The organism is Acinetobacter sp. CAU_H_29a_1, from assembly GCF_058599505.1.
The window spans coordinates 2,691,360-2,706,509 of sequence record NZ_CM178655.1 but is presented as its reverse complement, the minus strand read 5'-3'; the positions used below and the strand labels follow the sequence as shown (position 1 = coordinate 2,706,509).

General features: G+C 42.2%; 20 protein-coding genes. All 20 read left to right on the top strand.

All coding sequences use genetic code 11. The features are described 5' to 3' along the window. Positions 1-53: 53 nt before the first annotated feature. On the top strand, positions 54-449 hold the full coding sequence (locus AC4MDD_RS13635; protein WP_491881860.1) for a DUF559 domain-containing protein: 396 nt from the start codon (positions 54-56) through the stop codon (positions 447-449). Positions 450-453: 4 nt separating this feature from the next. Next, on the top strand, positions 454-1,149 hold the full coding sequence (locus tag AC4MDD_RS13630) for a metallophosphoesterase (protein WP_131230216.1): 696 nt from the start codon (positions 454-456) through the stop codon (positions 1,147-1,149). An 11-nt stretch (positions 1,150-1,160) separates the two neighbouring features. Continuing rightward, the gene (locus AC4MDD_RS13625; RefSeq protein WP_125273144.1) at positions 1,161-1,658 is read left to right on the top strand and encodes a hypothetical protein; all 498 of its coding nucleotides are present in this window, start codon (positions 1,161-1,163) and stop codon (positions 1,656-1,658) included. Between the two features lie 983 nt (positions 1,659-2,641). Continuing rightward, complete coding sequence (locus AC4MDD_RS13620) at positions 2,642-2,815, top strand: hypothetical protein (protein WP_165382154.1); 174 nt, start codon at positions 2,642-2,644, stop codon at positions 2,813-2,815. Between the two features lie 265 nt (positions 2,816-3,080). Continuing rightward, the gene (locus AC4MDD_RS13615) at positions 3,081-3,710 is read left to right on the top strand and encodes a putative metallopeptidase (protein WP_130234767.1); all 630 of its coding nucleotides are present in this window, start codon (positions 3,081-3,083) and stop codon (positions 3,708-3,710) included. A 46-nt stretch (positions 3,711-3,756) separates the two neighbouring features. Further along, a complete protein-coding gene (locus tag AC4MDD_RS13610; RefSeq protein WP_130234768.1) occupies positions 3,757-4,224 on the top strand; it encodes a DUF2280 domain-containing protein in 468 nt (155 codons plus the stop codon). Then, entirely contained in the window at positions 4,214-5,617 is a 1,404-nt protein-coding gene (gene terL / locus AC4MDD_RS13605; protein ID WP_279731191.1) for a phage terminase large subunit, read from the top strand. The genes AC4MDD_RS13610 and terL overlap by 11 nt, the downstream gene beginning before the upstream one ends. A gap of 1 nt (position 5,618) precedes the next feature. Next, positions 5,619-7,055, top strand: coding sequence for a DUF4055 domain-containing protein (locus tag AC4MDD_RS13600; protein WP_491881859.1), 1,437 nt, complete (start codon positions 5,619-5,621; stop codon positions 7,053-7,055). A gap of 2 nt (positions 7,056-7,057) precedes the next feature. Continuing rightward, on the top strand, positions 7,058-8,182 hold the full coding sequence (locus AC4MDD_RS13595; RefSeq protein WP_491881858.1) for a minor capsid protein: 1,125 nt from the start codon (positions 7,058-7,060) through the stop codon (positions 8,180-8,182). 128 nt (positions 8,183-8,310) lie between these two features. After that, positions 8,311-9,009: a hypothetical protein gene (locus AC4MDD_RS13590; RefSeq protein WP_491881857.1), complete on the top strand. Its 699-nt coding sequence runs from the start codon at positions 8,311-8,313 to the stop codon at positions 9,007-9,009. A gap of 111 nt (positions 9,010-9,120) precedes the next feature. Continuing rightward, complete coding sequence (locus tag AC4MDD_RS13585) at positions 9,121-9,870, top strand: DUF6651 domain-containing protein (protein ID WP_491881856.1); 750 nt, start codon at positions 9,121-9,123, stop codon at positions 9,868-9,870. 20 nt (positions 9,871-9,890) lie between these two features. Then, positions 9,891-10,847 (top strand): major capsid protein, encoded by a 957-nt coding sequence (locus tag AC4MDD_RS13580; RefSeq protein WP_491881855.1) that lies wholly within the window; start codon positions 9,891-9,893, stop codon positions 10,845-10,847. A gap of 50 nt (positions 10,848-10,897) precedes the next feature. Further along, positions 10,898-11,524 (top strand): HeH/LEM domain-containing protein, encoded by a 627-nt coding sequence (locus AC4MDD_RS13575; protein WP_491881854.1) that lies wholly within the window; start codon positions 10,898-10,900, stop codon positions 11,522-11,524. Between the two features lie 4 nt (positions 11,525-11,528). Further along, the gene (locus tag AC4MDD_RS13570; RefSeq protein ID WP_491881853.1) at positions 11,529-11,903 is read left to right on the top strand and encodes a hypothetical protein; all 375 of its coding nucleotides are present in this window, start codon (positions 11,529-11,531) and stop codon (positions 11,901-11,903) included. After that, on the top strand, positions 11,903-12,277 hold the full coding sequence (locus AC4MDD_RS13565) for a glutamate 5-kinase (RefSeq protein ID WP_491882624.1): 375 nt from the start codon (positions 11,903-11,905) through the stop codon (positions 12,275-12,277). The genes AC4MDD_RS13570 and AC4MDD_RS13565 overlap by 1 nt, the downstream gene beginning before the upstream one ends. Next, complete coding sequence (locus tag AC4MDD_RS13560; protein WP_491881852.1) at positions 12,274-12,531, top strand: hypothetical protein; 258 nt, start codon at positions 12,274-12,276, stop codon at positions 12,529-12,531. The genes AC4MDD_RS13565 and AC4MDD_RS13560 overlap by 4 nt, the downstream gene beginning before the upstream one ends. Positions 12,532-12,533: 2 nt before the next feature. Beyond that, positions 12,534-12,908 carry a hypothetical protein gene (locus tag AC4MDD_RS13555; RefSeq protein ID WP_491881851.1) on the top strand — a complete coding sequence of 125 codons (375 nt, stop codon included), beginning with the start codon at positions 12,534-12,536 and terminating at the stop codon, positions 12,906-12,908. Beyond that, complete coding sequence (locus AC4MDD_RS13550) at positions 12,905-13,396, top strand: hypothetical protein (RefSeq protein WP_491881850.1); 492 nt, start codon at positions 12,905-12,907, stop codon at positions 13,394-13,396. Before AC4MDD_RS13555 ends, AC4MDD_RS13550 begins: the two co-directional genes overlap by 4 nt. A gap of 66 nt (positions 13,397-13,462) precedes the next feature. After that, on the top strand, positions 13,463-14,377 hold the full coding sequence (locus AC4MDD_RS13545) for a phage tail tube protein (protein ID WP_491881849.1): 915 nt from the start codon (positions 13,463-13,465) through the stop codon (positions 14,375-14,377). 41 nt (positions 14,378-14,418) lie between these two features. Next, positions 14,419-14,925, top strand: a complete 507-nt coding sequence (locus AC4MDD_RS13540; RefSeq protein ID WP_491881848.1) for a phage-derived protein YdaY family protein — start codon at positions 14,419-14,421, stop codon at positions 14,923-14,925. Positions 14,926-15,150: the final 225 nt, after the last annotated feature.

Below are 15,150 nucleotides of genomic sequence, written 5' to 3'. Positions count from 1 at the left end.
GGTGATTGTAGCCAAGACGGAGTGGGAAGAGCTTAAAGCTCTGCGAGGTGCCAGTGACCAGCATCTCCCTCGCTGAATATCGAAGAATCTACAAGCCAAAACGCAAGGCTAAACGTCCTGCATCGGTTAAGAAAGAGCGAGTAGTGAGTGAGGGTGAAGCGATTTTATCGCAGCATCTGAGAACTCTAAAGATTGAGTTTGAGCAGGAGTTTAAGTTTCACCCCACACGCAAATGGAGAGTTGATTTCCATTTGAAGGGCAAAAAGGTATTGGTCGAAGTGGAAGGCGGGATCTGGAGTAATGGCAGACATACAAGGGGTAAGGGGTATTTAGGGGACTTAGACAAATACAACGCAGCAACAATGATGGGTTATCAGGTAATAAGGTTTAGCACCGAGCAAGTGAAAAGCGGCAAAGCGATTGAGCAAATTTTAAAATTAATAGGGTGATGAAATGGCAATGGTTAAGGTTTGGAACAAAGAGATAAAAGGCAAGCTTTATGCGGTTGGTGATATTCATGGCTGCTACAACTTGCTTATGAGTCGTCTAGAAGAAATTAACTTTGATTTTGAAAATGACTTGCTTGTTGCTGTTGGGGATTTGGTGGATCGAGGTAACCAGAATGTTGAATGCGTAAGTCTAATTGATGAGCCTTGGTTTACATCCGTAAAGGGTAATCATGAAGATTTGGTCATTATGGGTGATGTTAATCGTTCCTATTTTAATTGCCATATTCAAAATGGCGGTGAGTGGTTTTATGACTTGGATTATCAGGTTCAGCGCGAAATCATTAAAAAATTAAAAACTCTACCGATTGCTTTGGAGATTAATCACAAAGCTAGAAAATTTGGCTTTGTTCATGGCCATATCGAACAGAACAATTGGGATGAGTTTAAAAGCATTCTAAATAATTTTGATCAAGCTCAGCACATTATCAAAAAGGAACGCTTCCCTACTGAATTAGCAATGTGGGGTCGTGATCGACTGGATGAAGAAAACCAACAATACACCCATGTTTCAGGAGTTGATGCGGTAATCATGGGGCATACGGTTACTCAGAAGCCATGCAAGCGCGATAACTGCTACTGGATTGATACTGGTGCGGTTCACTGGGGAACCATGACAATTTTAGATTTGAGTTTGATTTGAGGGGATTTGGGATGAATGCGATGGTGAAGGTTCAAAATATTATGCAGGCGGTAGACTGGTCGAAGCACTCACTGGAGGAGTGGCTTTATCAATTTGGGGCATGGATGAATAGCGTATCTGGTGTGTGTGGTAATAGCGTCAATCCGATTGCTGTTGCTATGGATCAAGCAGTAGTTAAGCAAAAGATTGCAAAACTTACCGAGCAGCAAAAGAAGGAAATTATTGCGGCTCACTTTCTTGATAGCGAAAAGCCAAAGCTCACACGAAGCAATATTACTTGTTTGATCGATGACAATGAAGCGCGAGCAGTACAGCGCTTAATTTTGGATATGCAGGGCCAAAGTGAAATCATGGATGAGTGGATGGATGCGATTATCTGCCGTTATTTTTATGGGAATTCGTGGTCGCAGATGGTTACCGAAGAACGATCTAAGCATGCGGCTGAACAAGATGTGAAGTGTGGATTGGCTGCACTGCATTGCCGATATAAATTTATTGAATATAAGTGATTAGAACTTGACCTTCCGGAAAGCATCTGTTAAATTCGTGGTATAATGGTGCGAAGTGTAAGTAAGTCGCACTACTGATAGAAGGCTCATCGAAAGATGGGCTTTTTGTTGCCTTGAGAAATGTTCCGTGAAAGCAATATCAAGGCACCCAATGGCGGCTTAACTTTATTCGTAGTGGTTTAAGTTTTAATGCCGCCACCCAGATATTTAATTACATCAAAGCTCGGTCAAATGATTGGGCTTTTTTGTTGCCGAAATTTGGCAACCATATCCTGTGAGTGTGCCGACTTACAGAACATGCCTTGTGTAAACGCCTAGATGTTTTAGGCAATTTTAGCTAGGGCTTGTCAACCCGACCTTAAAGAGAATGAAAGCAAGTGAAGTTGACCGTGCATGTAAGGTTAATGTGATTGTGAGTAGCGGTAGATCAGTTGCCGAGCTGATTAATATCGAACTATAGGCAGGGGTGTGGCAGATCACCACATCCTTATTTAGTTACATAGTGAACAATAATTCATCAAAATGAGATTGGATAGATACAATTTCGGGTGATATTTTTAATTAAATATTCTACATGGATGGAATTAAAGATGAAGCTACTAACTTTATTAGGTATTGGTGTTATGGCAAGTTGCTGCTATAGATCAAAGCGCATTGCTAGCAAACACGCTTCACACTCAAACTTCGATAAAATTGTTCAAAAAGCTGCTCTGCATGGCTTCTAAACAATTTAGTTAGTGTTGGGTTTTGTAATAAATATATGATTGTAGGAGAACGAAATGCTTCAATTGTTAATTTGTTTATTTGGCCTTCATGGTGCAACTGAGATTGACGGTGAAGTCAAAGAATGCCGTGATTGTTTGAAAGAAATATAAGGCCTTTCGCTACGTTTCCTTAGTCATTTGCCGAACGGATTACGGCACATAAAACCCCGCTCAATATGCATTATTGGCGGGGTTTTTCTTTTCTTATTTGGGGTTCTTATGACAGATAAAGTACAAGCGAAAAAAGACTTAGAATTTTGTAGTGCTGAACTGTCTAAGTACCAAAACTTAAGCCGTTCGGGTTTGACTCGGGATGAGATGCTGGCGATAGATGGCATCATGATTAAGTTGAAACAGCGGGTTAAGAATTTAAGAACAAGCCTGTACGAATAATTAACAAATAAACGGCTCTTGTATAATTTCTTACATATCTATCACTGTAAATTGTGAGAAATGTATTCTTTTAGTGTTGATAATTTTTTTAATTGTGAGAGTATAAAAAAAGAACAATAAAGGGAGAAAAGTATGGCTTCACAAGATGTGCTTATAATCTCGGTTTCGGCCTTTGTCCTTGCATTAACGATTTATGAGTTTGGGCAGATGTCGATGTTGTTTTAAACTAAACCACCTTCGGGTGGTTTTTTAATGGGCGCAATATATGAAAAGGCCACAACCACCGGAACGACTTCTAAATATAGACCCTTTAGATAATGTTGATTTTGAGCCAGCAAAAGAGCTTGAAGAGTGGATTATCGATACTTTCATTTCCAGTGATGGAAAGCTCTACAACCCTGATCATGAACATATATCGCCGTGGTCTAGCACCTTATTTAAAGTACTATGGGCATCTTCTGCATTCATCAAAGCTGACAGAGTTGTATTGGGTCAAACTGAGAAGTTTTCGCCTATGGCAGGTGGCTGGCGAAAGTTACGACAAGAAAAACAAATGATTGATTGGTTTGGCTGTGTACCAGACTTCATCATTACTATCGATGCAAAGTTTGCATCGCAGGCAAGCGATACAGAATTTTGCGCATTGATTGAGCATGAGCTTTACCACCTTGGTGCCAAGCGGGACGAAGATGGGAATTACTTAATAAGTCCTTCAACGGGTGAATATAAATACTATTTAAGACCACACGATGTAGAAGAGTTTCATGGTGTGGTTCAACGCTATGGTGCATCAGAAGATGTGCAGAAGATGGTAGACCTTGCTAATGATGGGCCAACAATTGGAAAAGCTAAAATTGCACACGCTTGTGGTACCTGTCTTTTAAAATTGGCTTAAATTTTTTTGCCTATTTTGTGATACGTAGTGATACAAAGAGGTGGTTATGGCAGCCCTAAAAGAGCCTGTAAAAATATTTATAGTTCAAGCTCTTGCGTGCCGTGACACCCCACAAGAAGTAGCGGAGCTTGTATCACAAGAATTTGGGGTGAAAATTGATCGAGTACAATGCTCAACATACGATCCCACAAAACAACGCGGTAAAAATCTTTCCAAGAAATTTGTCGACCTTTTTTATGAGACCCGTGAGAAGTTTGATGCTGGATTGATTGATATTCCGATTACTCAAAAGTATTACCGCTTAAAGCAGTATCAAAAGCATCTTGAAAAAAATGCCAGAAATACCGTGATGTCACTAAACATCATGAAGCAAGCAGCACAAGACTTGGGTGGTCAATTTACCAATCGACAAGAGATCACAGGCAAAGACGGCAAGCCAATAGAGACTGTGAGTTCTAATGTTTCAACTGAAAGCTACCTTACAGCAAGGGAGCAGGCGTTAAATGATTATTGACCCAGCGCGCGAGCTTGCGATCCAAATTGAAGCGCAGCAAGACCTGTACTTCTTTTCGCGGTACATGTTCAAAGAGCGCCGCAAGTACAAGTGGATGCATAACTGGCACCATCGTGTGGTTTGCGATGCTTTAATGAAAGTATTCCGTGGTGAAACTAAGCGTTTAATCATCAATATTCCACCACGTTATTCCAAGACTGAATTGGCTGTGATTAATTTCATGGCTTGGTGCTTTGGCAAGGTGCCTGATTGTGAGTTTATTCATATCAGCTACTCTGCGACATTGGCAGCTAATAACGCATTTCAGACGCGAAATTTGGTACAGGAAACAGCATACAAACGCGTATTTCCTGAATTTCAGCTACGCGATGACAGTAAGGCTAAAGATGATTGGCGCACTCAAGCGGGCGGTGTCTGCTACGCACAGGGTACAGGCGGTACGATCACGGGTTTTGGTGCTGGTAAGATCCGAAAGGAATTTGGTGGGGCTATCATCATTGATGACCCACACAAAGCCAGTGAAGCAAGCTCTGACACAATTCGCGGTAACGTTATTGAGTGGTTTCAAAACACGCTTGAGTCGCGGACAAATTCACCTGATACACCAATTATTGTCATCATGCAGCGCTTACATGAAGAAGATCTTGCAGGTTGGTTGCTTGCTGGCGGTAATGGTGAAGAATGGGAACACTTATGTCTGCCAGCGATTCAAGATGATGGCACAGCGCTATGGCCTGCTAAGCATTCAATTGAACGCCTAAAGGTGATGGAGGATGCGGCGCCTTATGTGTTCTCAGGTCAGTATCGACAATTACCATCACCGCCAGCAGGCGGTTTTTTTAAACCTGATCGAATTGAAATTGTTGATGCGATGCCTGCGGAATTTATCAAAGAAGTCCGCGCTTGGGATTTGGCTGCTTCTGAAAACGAAGGTGACTGGACGGCTGGTCCACGAATGCTCAAGACCAAAGAAAACATCATTTACATCGTGGATATGGTGCGCGGCAGATGGGGGCCTGATGGTGTCGAAAATACAATTATTCAGACAGCTCAGATGGATGGTAAATCAGTAATGATTCGGTTGCCGCAAGATCCAGGTCAAGCAGGTAAATCACAGGCTAAAAACTTTGTGACGAAGCTTTCTGGATTCCGAGTAAAAGCTGAAACAGTTTCAGGTGACAAGATTACTCGTGCACAACCTTTTGCAGCACAGGTCAACATCGGGAACGTGAAGATGCTTCGCGGTGATTGGAACAAAGCGCTCGTTGATGAGTTACGCAACTTTCCCAATGGCAAACATGACGACCAAGTGGATGGCTGTAGTGATGGGTTTAACGAGTTAAATGAGGCCCCTCAAGTCACTCACATCGACCTACCAATGTTTGGATTCTAATATGAGCATTACAGCAACACATGCTGACTATGATAAGCACATTGCGACTTGGAATAAGTTGGATGATGCTTGTGGTGGTCAGGAAGTAATTAAAGAAAAACGTGAAGTTTATTTGCCACTACCTACACTATTTAAATCCCCTAAAGATTTAGATGGTAAGGGGCGATATGGGGAATATCTGCTCCGTGCAATCTTTCCAGGTGTAACAAGTCGAACGCTTGCCAGTCATATCGGATTGGCATTTGGGAAAACACCTGTATTCAATCGTCCACGTACGCTGGAATATTTAGAACGCAATGCCGATGGTGCTGGACGTTCAATTTGGCAATGTGCACAGCGTGCGACACGACTGGTAAATAAAAACTATCGCTGTGGGGTTTACGTTGACTACCCAGCAGTGGCACCCAGCAAAAATAAGGAAGAGGAAAAGTCAAAAGGCGCTTTTCCGATGATTCATATTATAAAAGCGGGTGCAATCAAGGATTGGGATTACATCATTGTTGGCAATCAAAAAAAGCTTAGCTTTGTAAAATTGTTGGAAACAGTGAAGGTTCGCAACGGCTTTACTGTTGAGTCAAATGATCAGTATCGTATTTTGCTGTTGGAAGAAACGGCTAATGGGCATGTTTATACAGTGCAGATCCACTCAAAGGATGAGAAAGGACAATGGGTAGAAGGTGAGAAGTTTATTCCAACTGACTACCACGGCAAGCCATGGGACTACATTCCTTTTACGTTCTGTGGCGCCGTGGATAATTCAGATGAGATTGGAACTGCTCCGCTGTATGAATTAGCTTCAATGGAGCTTTCATACTATGCCAGTACTGCGGATGTGGAAGAGTCTGCATTTATTGTTGGTCAGCCTACGTTGTGCTTCCCAAGCATCACATCAGAGCAGTATGCCATGGTGAAAGAATCTGGTGCCAGTGTCGGTAGCCGTTCAGGAATTCCAACAGATGCGAAGATGGTCCAAGCAGAAAAGAATGGTTTGGCCTATGAGCGTATGAATGACAAATGGAATCAGATGAAAGAGCTGGGTGCACGCTTGATCGAGGTTGGTTCCGCCAATAAGACTGCTACACAGGCAGACAATGATAGTTCGGTGCAACATTCTGTTTTGTCGTTGGTCGTGGCCAACGTGTCTGAAGCATTCACCATAGCATTACGTTGGTGTGCAAAGTTTGTTATCCCTGAGCATGATTTAAAGGTTGATGAGCTAAGTTTCACAATTGCTCAGGATTTTAATAAACCTAAATACGATGCCACACGCTCTAAACTCATTTACGAAGCTTGTTTAGCTGGTGAGCTGCCGATGTATGTGTGGTACCACTATGAGCAGACTGGTACATTCCCTGAAGATAAATGGGAGGACATCGTAAAGAAAATTGAAAAGCGGGATGATGGTGGAATGAATAATCCACCAAATGATGAGGAATAAAGATGGATAAATCAGCGCAGAAAGCCCTCATTGATGCGCTGAGCCAACATCAAGCGTATCTGTATCGTGCATCATCTCAAAGCGTAAACGAGCTGACAGCTCAATTTAATAAGCTTTCCAATGTTCAATTACTTAGATTAAGTGAATTACTTGAAAATTTGACGGATTCTGAGCGTAAAGCATTACAGAGTATTAATTTTTCGAGTAGAGCTAAAGCCAGTCGTAAAATTGAGGAAATTAAAGCCATTCTGAATGAGTGGTTCAAATCAATTGATGAGGACCTAAGTTCAGAATTTGAAAAGTCTGCAGTATCACTCGCAGTTTATGAGGCCTCTTATTCATCAAATATGATTGCTGGTAGCACTGCAGTAGTTTCTGGTGAGAAAATTTATAAGACCATTAAGAAAACGCCGTATTCGGGCGGTCAGTTGGTTGATTACTTATTTTCTGATATTGCTGCATCACTGCGAAAGAAAGTGGAATATGTCATCCGTGATGGTATTTCGCAAGGTCAAACCAATCAGCAGATTATTCAGCGAATTAAGGGTAAAAAATCACTTGATTATAAGGATGGAATTCTAAGTAAGACTGAGTCTGAAATTGAACGTCAGGTGCGCACTGCACGAAGCCATATCAGTAATGCGACTTACATCGACACATACAAGGCTCTAGGGTACGAGTATGTGAAGGTTGTAGCAACATTAGACGGGCGCACGTGTAAGTATTGCGCTTCTATTGATGGTGATGTCTATCCAATTGACGATCCGACGCGTCCACTGTTCCCTGTGCATCCAAATAACCGCACAACCTACGTACCATGCAATAAAGATGGTGAAATTGCAGGGTTGCGGCCATTTGTAATGGATGAGCGAAAAGTTAAAGATATTCCAAAAGATGAACGTAGTCAGCTGATAGGTCAACTTGATGCAAATACGTCATTTAAAGAATTCTTTGAGCAGGCTGATGAGTTTTTTCAGCGTACATGGTTGGGTAAATCAAAGTATGAGCTTTACAAGAAAGGCGAATACAGCATTGATAAGTTTGCCGATCCACTGAATAAGCGCGGTTATACATTGGCAGAACTTAAGGCTTTGGATGAGAAAACATTCGTAGCGATGGGGTTATGAGGCCGCAAGGTTTTTAGTAGGGCTAATTTATAGATTTTTTTGATAAAATAGAAAAATATCTATTTTATTTTGTGACTATGGCTAAAGTATTTCTGCTATTTACGATCTCAATGATGGTTTGCGTATCTTTGAGCGCGGATGTTTCTGTTCGGGGTTACTATCGTAAGGATGGTACTTATGTTCGACCACATATGCGATCTTCACCAGATGGTAATTTCTATAATAATTGGAGTACAGCGGGAAATGTAAATCCATATACAGGGAGGATTGGGACGAAGACAACCCCATCCTATTCATCAAATTATGGATACACGAAGTCGCAAAACTATTCCAATCAGGCGCAAAATTACAACAATGTACCATCGGGTGGTTATGGCTCGGAATACCAAATCACCAAAAATAATATGACTATTCAACTAAGAAAATCGCCATCTTCTGGATATATAAGCAATCAGGCATATACTTCAAGCAACATGCGAGTAAACGGCATTCAATGGAATTTTCTTGGGCAAAATTCTTCTGATGCTATGTATGTAGCTCAAGCCAAACGCGAGTACTCAAGTGATGGTTTGCCTGTGGTGGCTGCTATGTACACAGGTATAATGAAGAGTAACGGCAGGCCAACATGGTTAGGAAAGCGGTTTGTAAAGGTTAAGGTTAATTGTTACAGCAATAAGTTGGCTGTTGTTGCGGATGCTATTGTCAATTCAAGCGGCCATGTGGTTAAGGATGTTGTTTTAAAGGATTTTGATGAGTTGACTTGGTATCAGGTTGGTGAATTATTTAATCAAAGTAAATTCTACTCAGCAGCTGAAATTTGCATGTAATAAACATAAATTTTTTTTAAGGCACCCAACAGGGTGCTTTTTTATTGCCTGCTGAAAGCGGATGCGGACAGCGTAACGAGCGGATGCTCACTTAAAAGGGTCGGATGACTTATGAAATTGAAATTAGACGAAAATGGTCATGTAGTGGTTCAGGATGGTAAGCCTGTTTATGTTCATGATGATGGTAAAGAAGTGGCTTTTGATGCACCGCAGACAGTGGCAACAATCACACGTTTGAATGGTGAGGCGAAAACCCATCGTGAAGCCAAAGAACAATTTGAAGCACAAGTTAAAGCCTTTGAGGGACTTGATCCCATCAAGGTGAAAGAGGCACTTGGAATTGTTCAGAACTTGGACGCTAAAAAGCTTGTGGATGCAGGCGAGGTAGACAAGGTTAAGGCTGAAATTACTGATGCACTTAAAAAGACCTACGAACCTCAAATTCAGCAATTAACCACTGAGCGTGATGCTGTACAACAGCAATTACATAGTGAGTTGATTGGTGGTGGCTTCGCTCGCTCTAAGTACATTCAGGACAACATTGCTGTACCCGCAGACATGATCCAAGCCCAGTTTGGGAAAAGCTTCAAAATCGAAGAAGGCAAGGTTGTGGCCTACGGTACGGATGGTCAAAGAATCTATTCACGCGCGCGCCCTGGTGAAGTCGCTGACTTTGATGAGGCTTTGGAGTCTTTAGTTGGTGGATACCCACATAAAGATTCAATTTTAAAAGGTGGTCAAGGTTCAGGCGGTGGGTTCCAGGGCGGTGGTGGAAATAAATCAGGCCCTAAATCTTTGGCTGAATGCAAAACCAAAGAAGAGAAAATTGCTTACATGAAGCAAGTGGGCGAACAAGCATAAATTAATTTAAGGAGAGGCTCATGCCTTTTGATTTACAGGTTTTTAATAAGCAAACCTATGCTGCAATGACTGAAACAGTGGCACAGGATATTGAAAAATTCAATGAAGCATCTCAGGGTGCCATTCAATTGATTAATGAGCCTTTCGGTGGTGACTTTAATATCGAAGCATCATTCAAAGCAATTGCAGGTATTGTTCGTCGTCGTAATGCATACGGCACCGGAACCGTGGCGGCAAAACGCTTGGAACAAATGCTTGATGTAGCAGTTAAGGTTGCAGCTGGTACACCTCCAATCGAGTATGAAAAGCAGCAGTATTCCTGGATTCTTCAAAATCCAGAGCTTGCAGCTTTGACCATTGGTGAGCAGCTGGCGAAAGCTCGTCTAGCGGATATGCTGAATGCGGGTATTTTGGGAGCATCTTCCGCTATTTCAGGCAATGTAAACACGGTGCACGGTAATGGTACTGATGCTGCATCATTCCGCTTGCTTAACAAGGGTGCTGCGAAACTTGGCGACCGTTCAAGTGCAATTCGTGCTTGGATTGTTCACTCAACCACAATGCATAACCTTTTTGATAATGCGTTGGCCAACTCTGAAAACCTTTTCCGCTATGACGGTGTAAACGTTGTGCGAGATCCGTTTGGTCGTGTATTTGTGGTAACTGATGCGCCTGCACTGGTTGGTGATAATACTGGTACAGCTTTCTACAACACGCTTGGTTTGGTTGAGGGTGCTGTAGTTGTAAACGATAACAACGACTTTAATGCTGAGCTTGTACCGAGTACTGGTGGTGAAAACATTAAATACACCTACCAAGCTGAATGGACCTTCGGTGCTGGCGTTAAAGGTTATGCATGGGATACAGCAGCAGGCGGTAAGTCACCTACTGATGCGGCAATTGGTACACCAACCAACTGGGATCTAATCGCTGCAAGCGTAAAAGATACCGCTGGTGTATTAATCAAATCTGCCTAATTGAACTGCCCCGAAAGGGGTAGTTCTTTGCCTGATTGGAAGTTAAAAACATGAAACAAGAATCAAATAAGCGACTGTATTTCACGAATGACTTTTCGCCAGAGAATGTGGCAGAACTACAAGCTCAAGGTTATACCTTACGCAAGGCGAGTGCCTATCATGAAGCCGACACACTGGAAGCGTGTGCAGAGGTAGCTGGTGATGTGCCTCAAGCCTATCTCGACCTGATAAAACGCAATAAAGCCAATATCGTTACAGCGAATGTACAGGTGAGTATTACTCCCGAACTGCAAAAGGTTATTGATGATGCAAAAGCCGAATGTGAAAAGGTGGTTGCTGAAAATGATGAGCTAAAACAACAAGTGGAAACATTAAAGGCTGGGCTGATTCAGGGTGAAACTGCTGATTCGACTGGTTTGATACCTGTAGAACAATTTGATGCGGTCGCGCTTGATTTAACCAACACAAAAGAGCAGTTGGCCACAGCACAAGGTGAACTGATTTCTTTCAAAAACGATGTTGGTGCAATGCAAGTCCGTATCGCTGAACTTCAATCAGTGGATTATTCAAAACTTAAAGTGGATGAGCTAAAAGATGTTCTGAAATTGAAAGGAATTGAATTCTCATCTGATGCCAAAAAGGATGAACTATTGGCACTATTAACCCCAAAGGAATAACACCATGAGCTTTATTACCCAAGAACAGGCTGAGCAGATTCTAGGTGTTGACTTTGCACCAGTTGGTGATAAAGCTCGCCTCATTAAATTAGCAAACACTTGGATGCGAAACGAAGTTGGATATGTTCCAGATCCGATTGACTCACTCCTGATCGATGCTGCATGCGAAATTATCAAGGGCATTATCGCTGGGGTGATCTATGCAGGTATTGCACGTCAGACTACAAGTGAAAGCGTTAAGGCTGATACAGTCCAAGTCACTGAAAGCTTTGCCGAGGGTAGTGTGGAAATATCAGAATTTGAGCAGATTGCGAGGGCCTTTATTGACTCATTGAATTTAAAACCTAAAGTATTTGGATTTGAGGTGTTTCGAGCATGATCAAAAAGAAAATCCAATCCAAAGTAGCAAAAGCCTTTGATAAAAAGCTTGCCGATGCAGTTGACACCTTCACCTGTGAAAAGCCGATTTATTCAGGCGAGTTTGATTTTGAAACTCAAACTTATCCAGTTGTAAGTAGTGAATCTTATTCAGGGCGTGGCGTCCTGTTTGGCTCATATTTAAAAGACTTAGTGAAACCTGCTGATTATCAAGCCGAAGATGCAAAAGCTATTGTTCTGCAAAATGAAGTAACTGCGGTGCCACAGATTGATGATGTTTGGGTGACTGATAAGGGTGATTTCAAGGTGGTGAATATTGGTGCTGACCCAGCATCAGCCACCTATTCAATTCAACTAAGAAAGGTGGGTGCATGATTTACATTGATGATTCAAACCTAATCCAACGTGCAGTTGATTCAGATCAGGCGTTTCATGTTGATGTTCGCGCTACTAACATTAAATCGGTGTTTTTAAATGGTGAGCAGATTCGAGATGCCTTTTATGTGGATTTGGAAAAAGGCTTCTTAATTCGAATCAAGACTGATATTGAATGTCGGCCAGTTGTGATTAGTGGTGAATTGGCGCATGAAATTTTATTTGGTGATGTGACTGTTGAATATCGAGAATAGCCATGGCATGGAAAAACAAACCGACTAATTTTGCGCTTGAAGTGGTGAAGAATGCAGACGACCATCTCAAAAAGATTGTAGGCGAAACATTGCAGCAAGTTATTGTACGCTCACCTGTAATGGATGGTGAATTTCGGGCATCGCATAAGGTAACGCTTGATTCGCATCAAAACAGCTATGAGAAAGGCTTTGATCTATCAGGTGGTGCAACACTAGCAGAAGGTTTGAAAGTCGCATCTACAGCGAAAATAGGCGGTCTTGTTTATATTCAATCATTAAGTCCATACGGCACACGTTTAGAAAATGGTTGGAGTCAACAAGCTCCAAATGGCGTTTATGCATTGTCCTACCAATCAGTAGTGAGTAAATACAAATGATGACACTTACTCAGGCTGAAATAGAGATATACAAGCGTATCGGGCAGTTTGCAGATAGAAGTAAATATCTAATCGGCAGCACGCTACTACTTATCGGCGACAACAGCAAGAATCTAGGCACAGAGCTAAATACAACACTAGAAAACATCGCGGTTCGCACTGAGAACCAAATGAGTGAAAAAGGGCAGCCATTTAAAGCGCCAGCAAATAAGCCGTGGTGTAAAGTTTCTATACAGTACGCTGACAGCCAAGTTGCGTCTATCGGTGATGGCCCATGTATCCGTGATTACGGCATTATTTCAATTCAGTGCTTTACACCAAAGAGCAATGGAACGCTTGCCATGACCGCATTGTGTGACCAGTGGCGAGAATTACTGCAATCATTCGGTGTATCTCATCTTGAAGTCTATAAGGTTCATGCACCACAAAGCATGGATGACCAAGATTTTTACGCAAAAATAATTAGAGCTGAGTTTCGAGTGAACTAGCTTAAATCCAATCAAAACCAATGCCACCGAAAGGTGGTTTTTTTATGCCTTAAATAGGAGAAAACCATGAGTTCGGGCGCAAAACAATTAGTGCAGATTGCAAAAGAAACTGTTATTGGAACAGTGCCTTCGCCATTTGCGCGTCAAACCTTGGCATTTACTGATATTTCATTAAACCAAAGTGTCGAAAAAACAGAATCGGCTTCAATTACGGATAGCCGATTGCAGCAATCATCTATGATTACTTCGGCGGAGTATTCAGGTGAATTGAGCGCAGAAGCTCAGTATGGTGCTTATGATGACTTGATGGCCGCAGCAGCTTTTAATGCTTGGGCAACCAATGTTCTGACTTTTGGTGGTACGACTCGTCAAACATTCAGCGTATTGCTTGGTTATACCGACATTGCGAACTATCACACTTTCTCAGGCTTGCATGTAAATACATTCGGTATTGATATTCCCGAAGCTGGTCTGATTGGCCTAACTTTTGGCTTCATGGGTACTAAGCGAACCACAGCCGCAGTTGCACCTGTAGGAACAATTACGCCAGCGTCAACCAATCCGCGTATGTCGAATATCTCAGTAGGCGATCTGCTTGTTGATGGTGTATCTGTTAAAGGCACGGCTTGTATTACTGCATTCTCATTCAATTGGGATAACTCGATGCAGGTGCAAAAATGCTTAGGTGCTGGCCTTGAAGTTGGTGCAATTCTTGAAATGTCAGCGAAAGGCACAGGCAGTTTTACAATGGCTTGGTCTACTAAAGCGGCAGAGCTTTATGAGAAGCAGTTCACCAATGGGAATATCTCGCTATCAATTCCAATTACGGATACTGCTGGGAACAAGTACGTTTTAAATATTCCTAAAGTTGAGCTTACAGCACCACTTGCAACTGGCGGTAAAGATGACCTCTTGAACACAACATTTGAATACACAGTTGTGGATCAAGCGCCAACACTTACGCGGACACCTAAAGTTTAATCAATAGCCGCCTTCGGGCGGTTTCTTTTGGAAGATCAAACATGGCTTTAAAAGTAGCAATCCAACAAAGCAAAGAAGTCACACTTTGGAAAGAATACAAAGATAGCGAAGGGAATGTATTAGCTGAATTTAAGATTCGTGGCTCTGACTACAAGGCATATCGTGTAGCGGTTGAACGCGCACAGAATCAATTGTCATCGAGAGGCTATGATGTAGCGACTGCGGGTAGTGATGATAAGCTTTATCATGAGTTATTGCTTGAAGCTGCTGCATGTCATTTGGTGGCCGACTGGAAAGGTGTGGTCTTTGTTGAAGATGGTAAAGAGGTTGAGCCTGAATGCACACCTGAAAACGCAACCAAGCTTTTCAACATGGGTGACATCGGTGTGGCGATTTGGGCATTTGTGAAGATGCAGTCTGACCAGATTCAAGTCAAAGCAAACAGCTATCGAGATGAAGTTTTGGGAAAGTCCGAGAACTCTACAAATACCTCCAGTTCGCCAGTGAAGAAGAAGCGGGCGAGTACAACCAAAAGCAGCGAGCAATAGCTGAGGCGACAGGCAGAAAACCACCAGAAGAAGTTAAAAAGCCTGAGTATAGCTATACAGCCAATGCTTTAATTGAAGCCTACAATGTCATTTCACGCTCACGCAGATATGAGCAAGGCACACCGTTAGCGTTGGGCATTGCTGATCTAAATGCCTATTGTGAGCAGTATGAGTTACCAGTAGAGCGTTATATTTTTAATGCTGTTATTTTTGATCTGGATAATC

Excerpts from the sequence above, each read along its gene's own strand:
- terL (WP_279731191.1), top strand. The coding sequence starts at position 4,214 with ATGATTATTGACCCAGCGCGCGAGCTTGCGATCCAAATTGAAGCGCAG.
- AC4MDD_RS13630 (WP_131230216.1), top strand. The coding sequence starts at position 454 with ATGGCAATGGTTAAGGTTTGGAACAAAGAGATAAAAGGCAAGCTTTAT.
- AC4MDD_RS13600 (WP_491881859.1), top strand. The coding sequence starts at position 5,619 with ATGAGCATTACAGCAACACATGCTGACTATGATAAGCACATTGCGACT.
- AC4MDD_RS13610 (WP_130234768.1), top strand. The coding sequence starts at position 3,757 with ATGGCAGCCCTAAAAGAGCCTGTAAAAATATTTATAGTTCAAGCTCTT.
- AC4MDD_RS13580 (WP_491881855.1), top strand. The coding sequence starts at position 9,891 with ATGCCTTTTGATTTACAGGTTTTTAATAAGCAAACCTATGCTGCAATG.
- AC4MDD_RS13585 (WP_491881856.1), top strand. The coding sequence starts at position 9,121 with ATGAAATTGAAATTAGACGAAAATGGTCATGTAGTGGTTCAGGATGGT.
- AC4MDD_RS13615 (WP_130234767.1), top strand. The coding sequence starts at position 3,081 with ATGAAAAGGCCACAACCACCGGAACGACTTCTAAATATAGACCCTTTA.
- AC4MDD_RS13620 (WP_165382154.1), top strand. The coding sequence starts at position 2,642 with ATGACAGATAAAGTACAAGCGAAAAAAGACTTAGAATTTTGTAGTGCT.
- AC4MDD_RS13560 (WP_491881852.1), top strand. The coding sequence starts at position 12,274 with ATGATTTACATTGATGATTCAAACCTAATCCAACGTGCAGTTGATTCA.
- AC4MDD_RS13575 (WP_491881854.1), top strand. The coding sequence starts at position 10,898 with ATGAAACAAGAATCAAATAAGCGACTGTATTTCACGAATGACTTTTCG.
- AC4MDD_RS13595 (WP_491881858.1), top strand. The coding sequence starts at position 7,058 with ATGGATAAATCAGCGCAGAAAGCCCTCATTGATGCGCTGAGCCAACAT.
- AC4MDD_RS13570 (WP_491881853.1), top strand. The coding sequence starts at position 11,529 with ATGAGCTTTATTACCCAAGAACAGGCTGAGCAGATTCTAGGTGTTGAC.
- AC4MDD_RS13555 (WP_491881851.1), top strand. The coding sequence starts at position 12,534 with ATGGCATGGAAAAACAAACCGACTAATTTTGCGCTTGAAGTGGTGAAG.
- AC4MDD_RS13625 (WP_125273144.1), top strand. The coding sequence starts at position 1,161 with ATGAATGCGATGGTGAAGGTTCAAAATATTATGCAGGCGGTAGACTGG.
- AC4MDD_RS13545 (WP_491881849.1), top strand. The coding sequence starts at position 13,463 with ATGAGTTCGGGCGCAAAACAATTAGTGCAGATTGCAAAAGAAACTGTT.
- AC4MDD_RS13540 (WP_491881848.1), top strand. The coding sequence starts at position 14,419 with ATGGCTTTAAAAGTAGCAATCCAACAAAGCAAAGAAGTCACACTTTGG.
- AC4MDD_RS13550 (WP_491881850.1), top strand. The coding sequence starts at position 12,905 with ATGATGACACTTACTCAGGCTGAAATAGAGATATACAAGCGTATCGGG.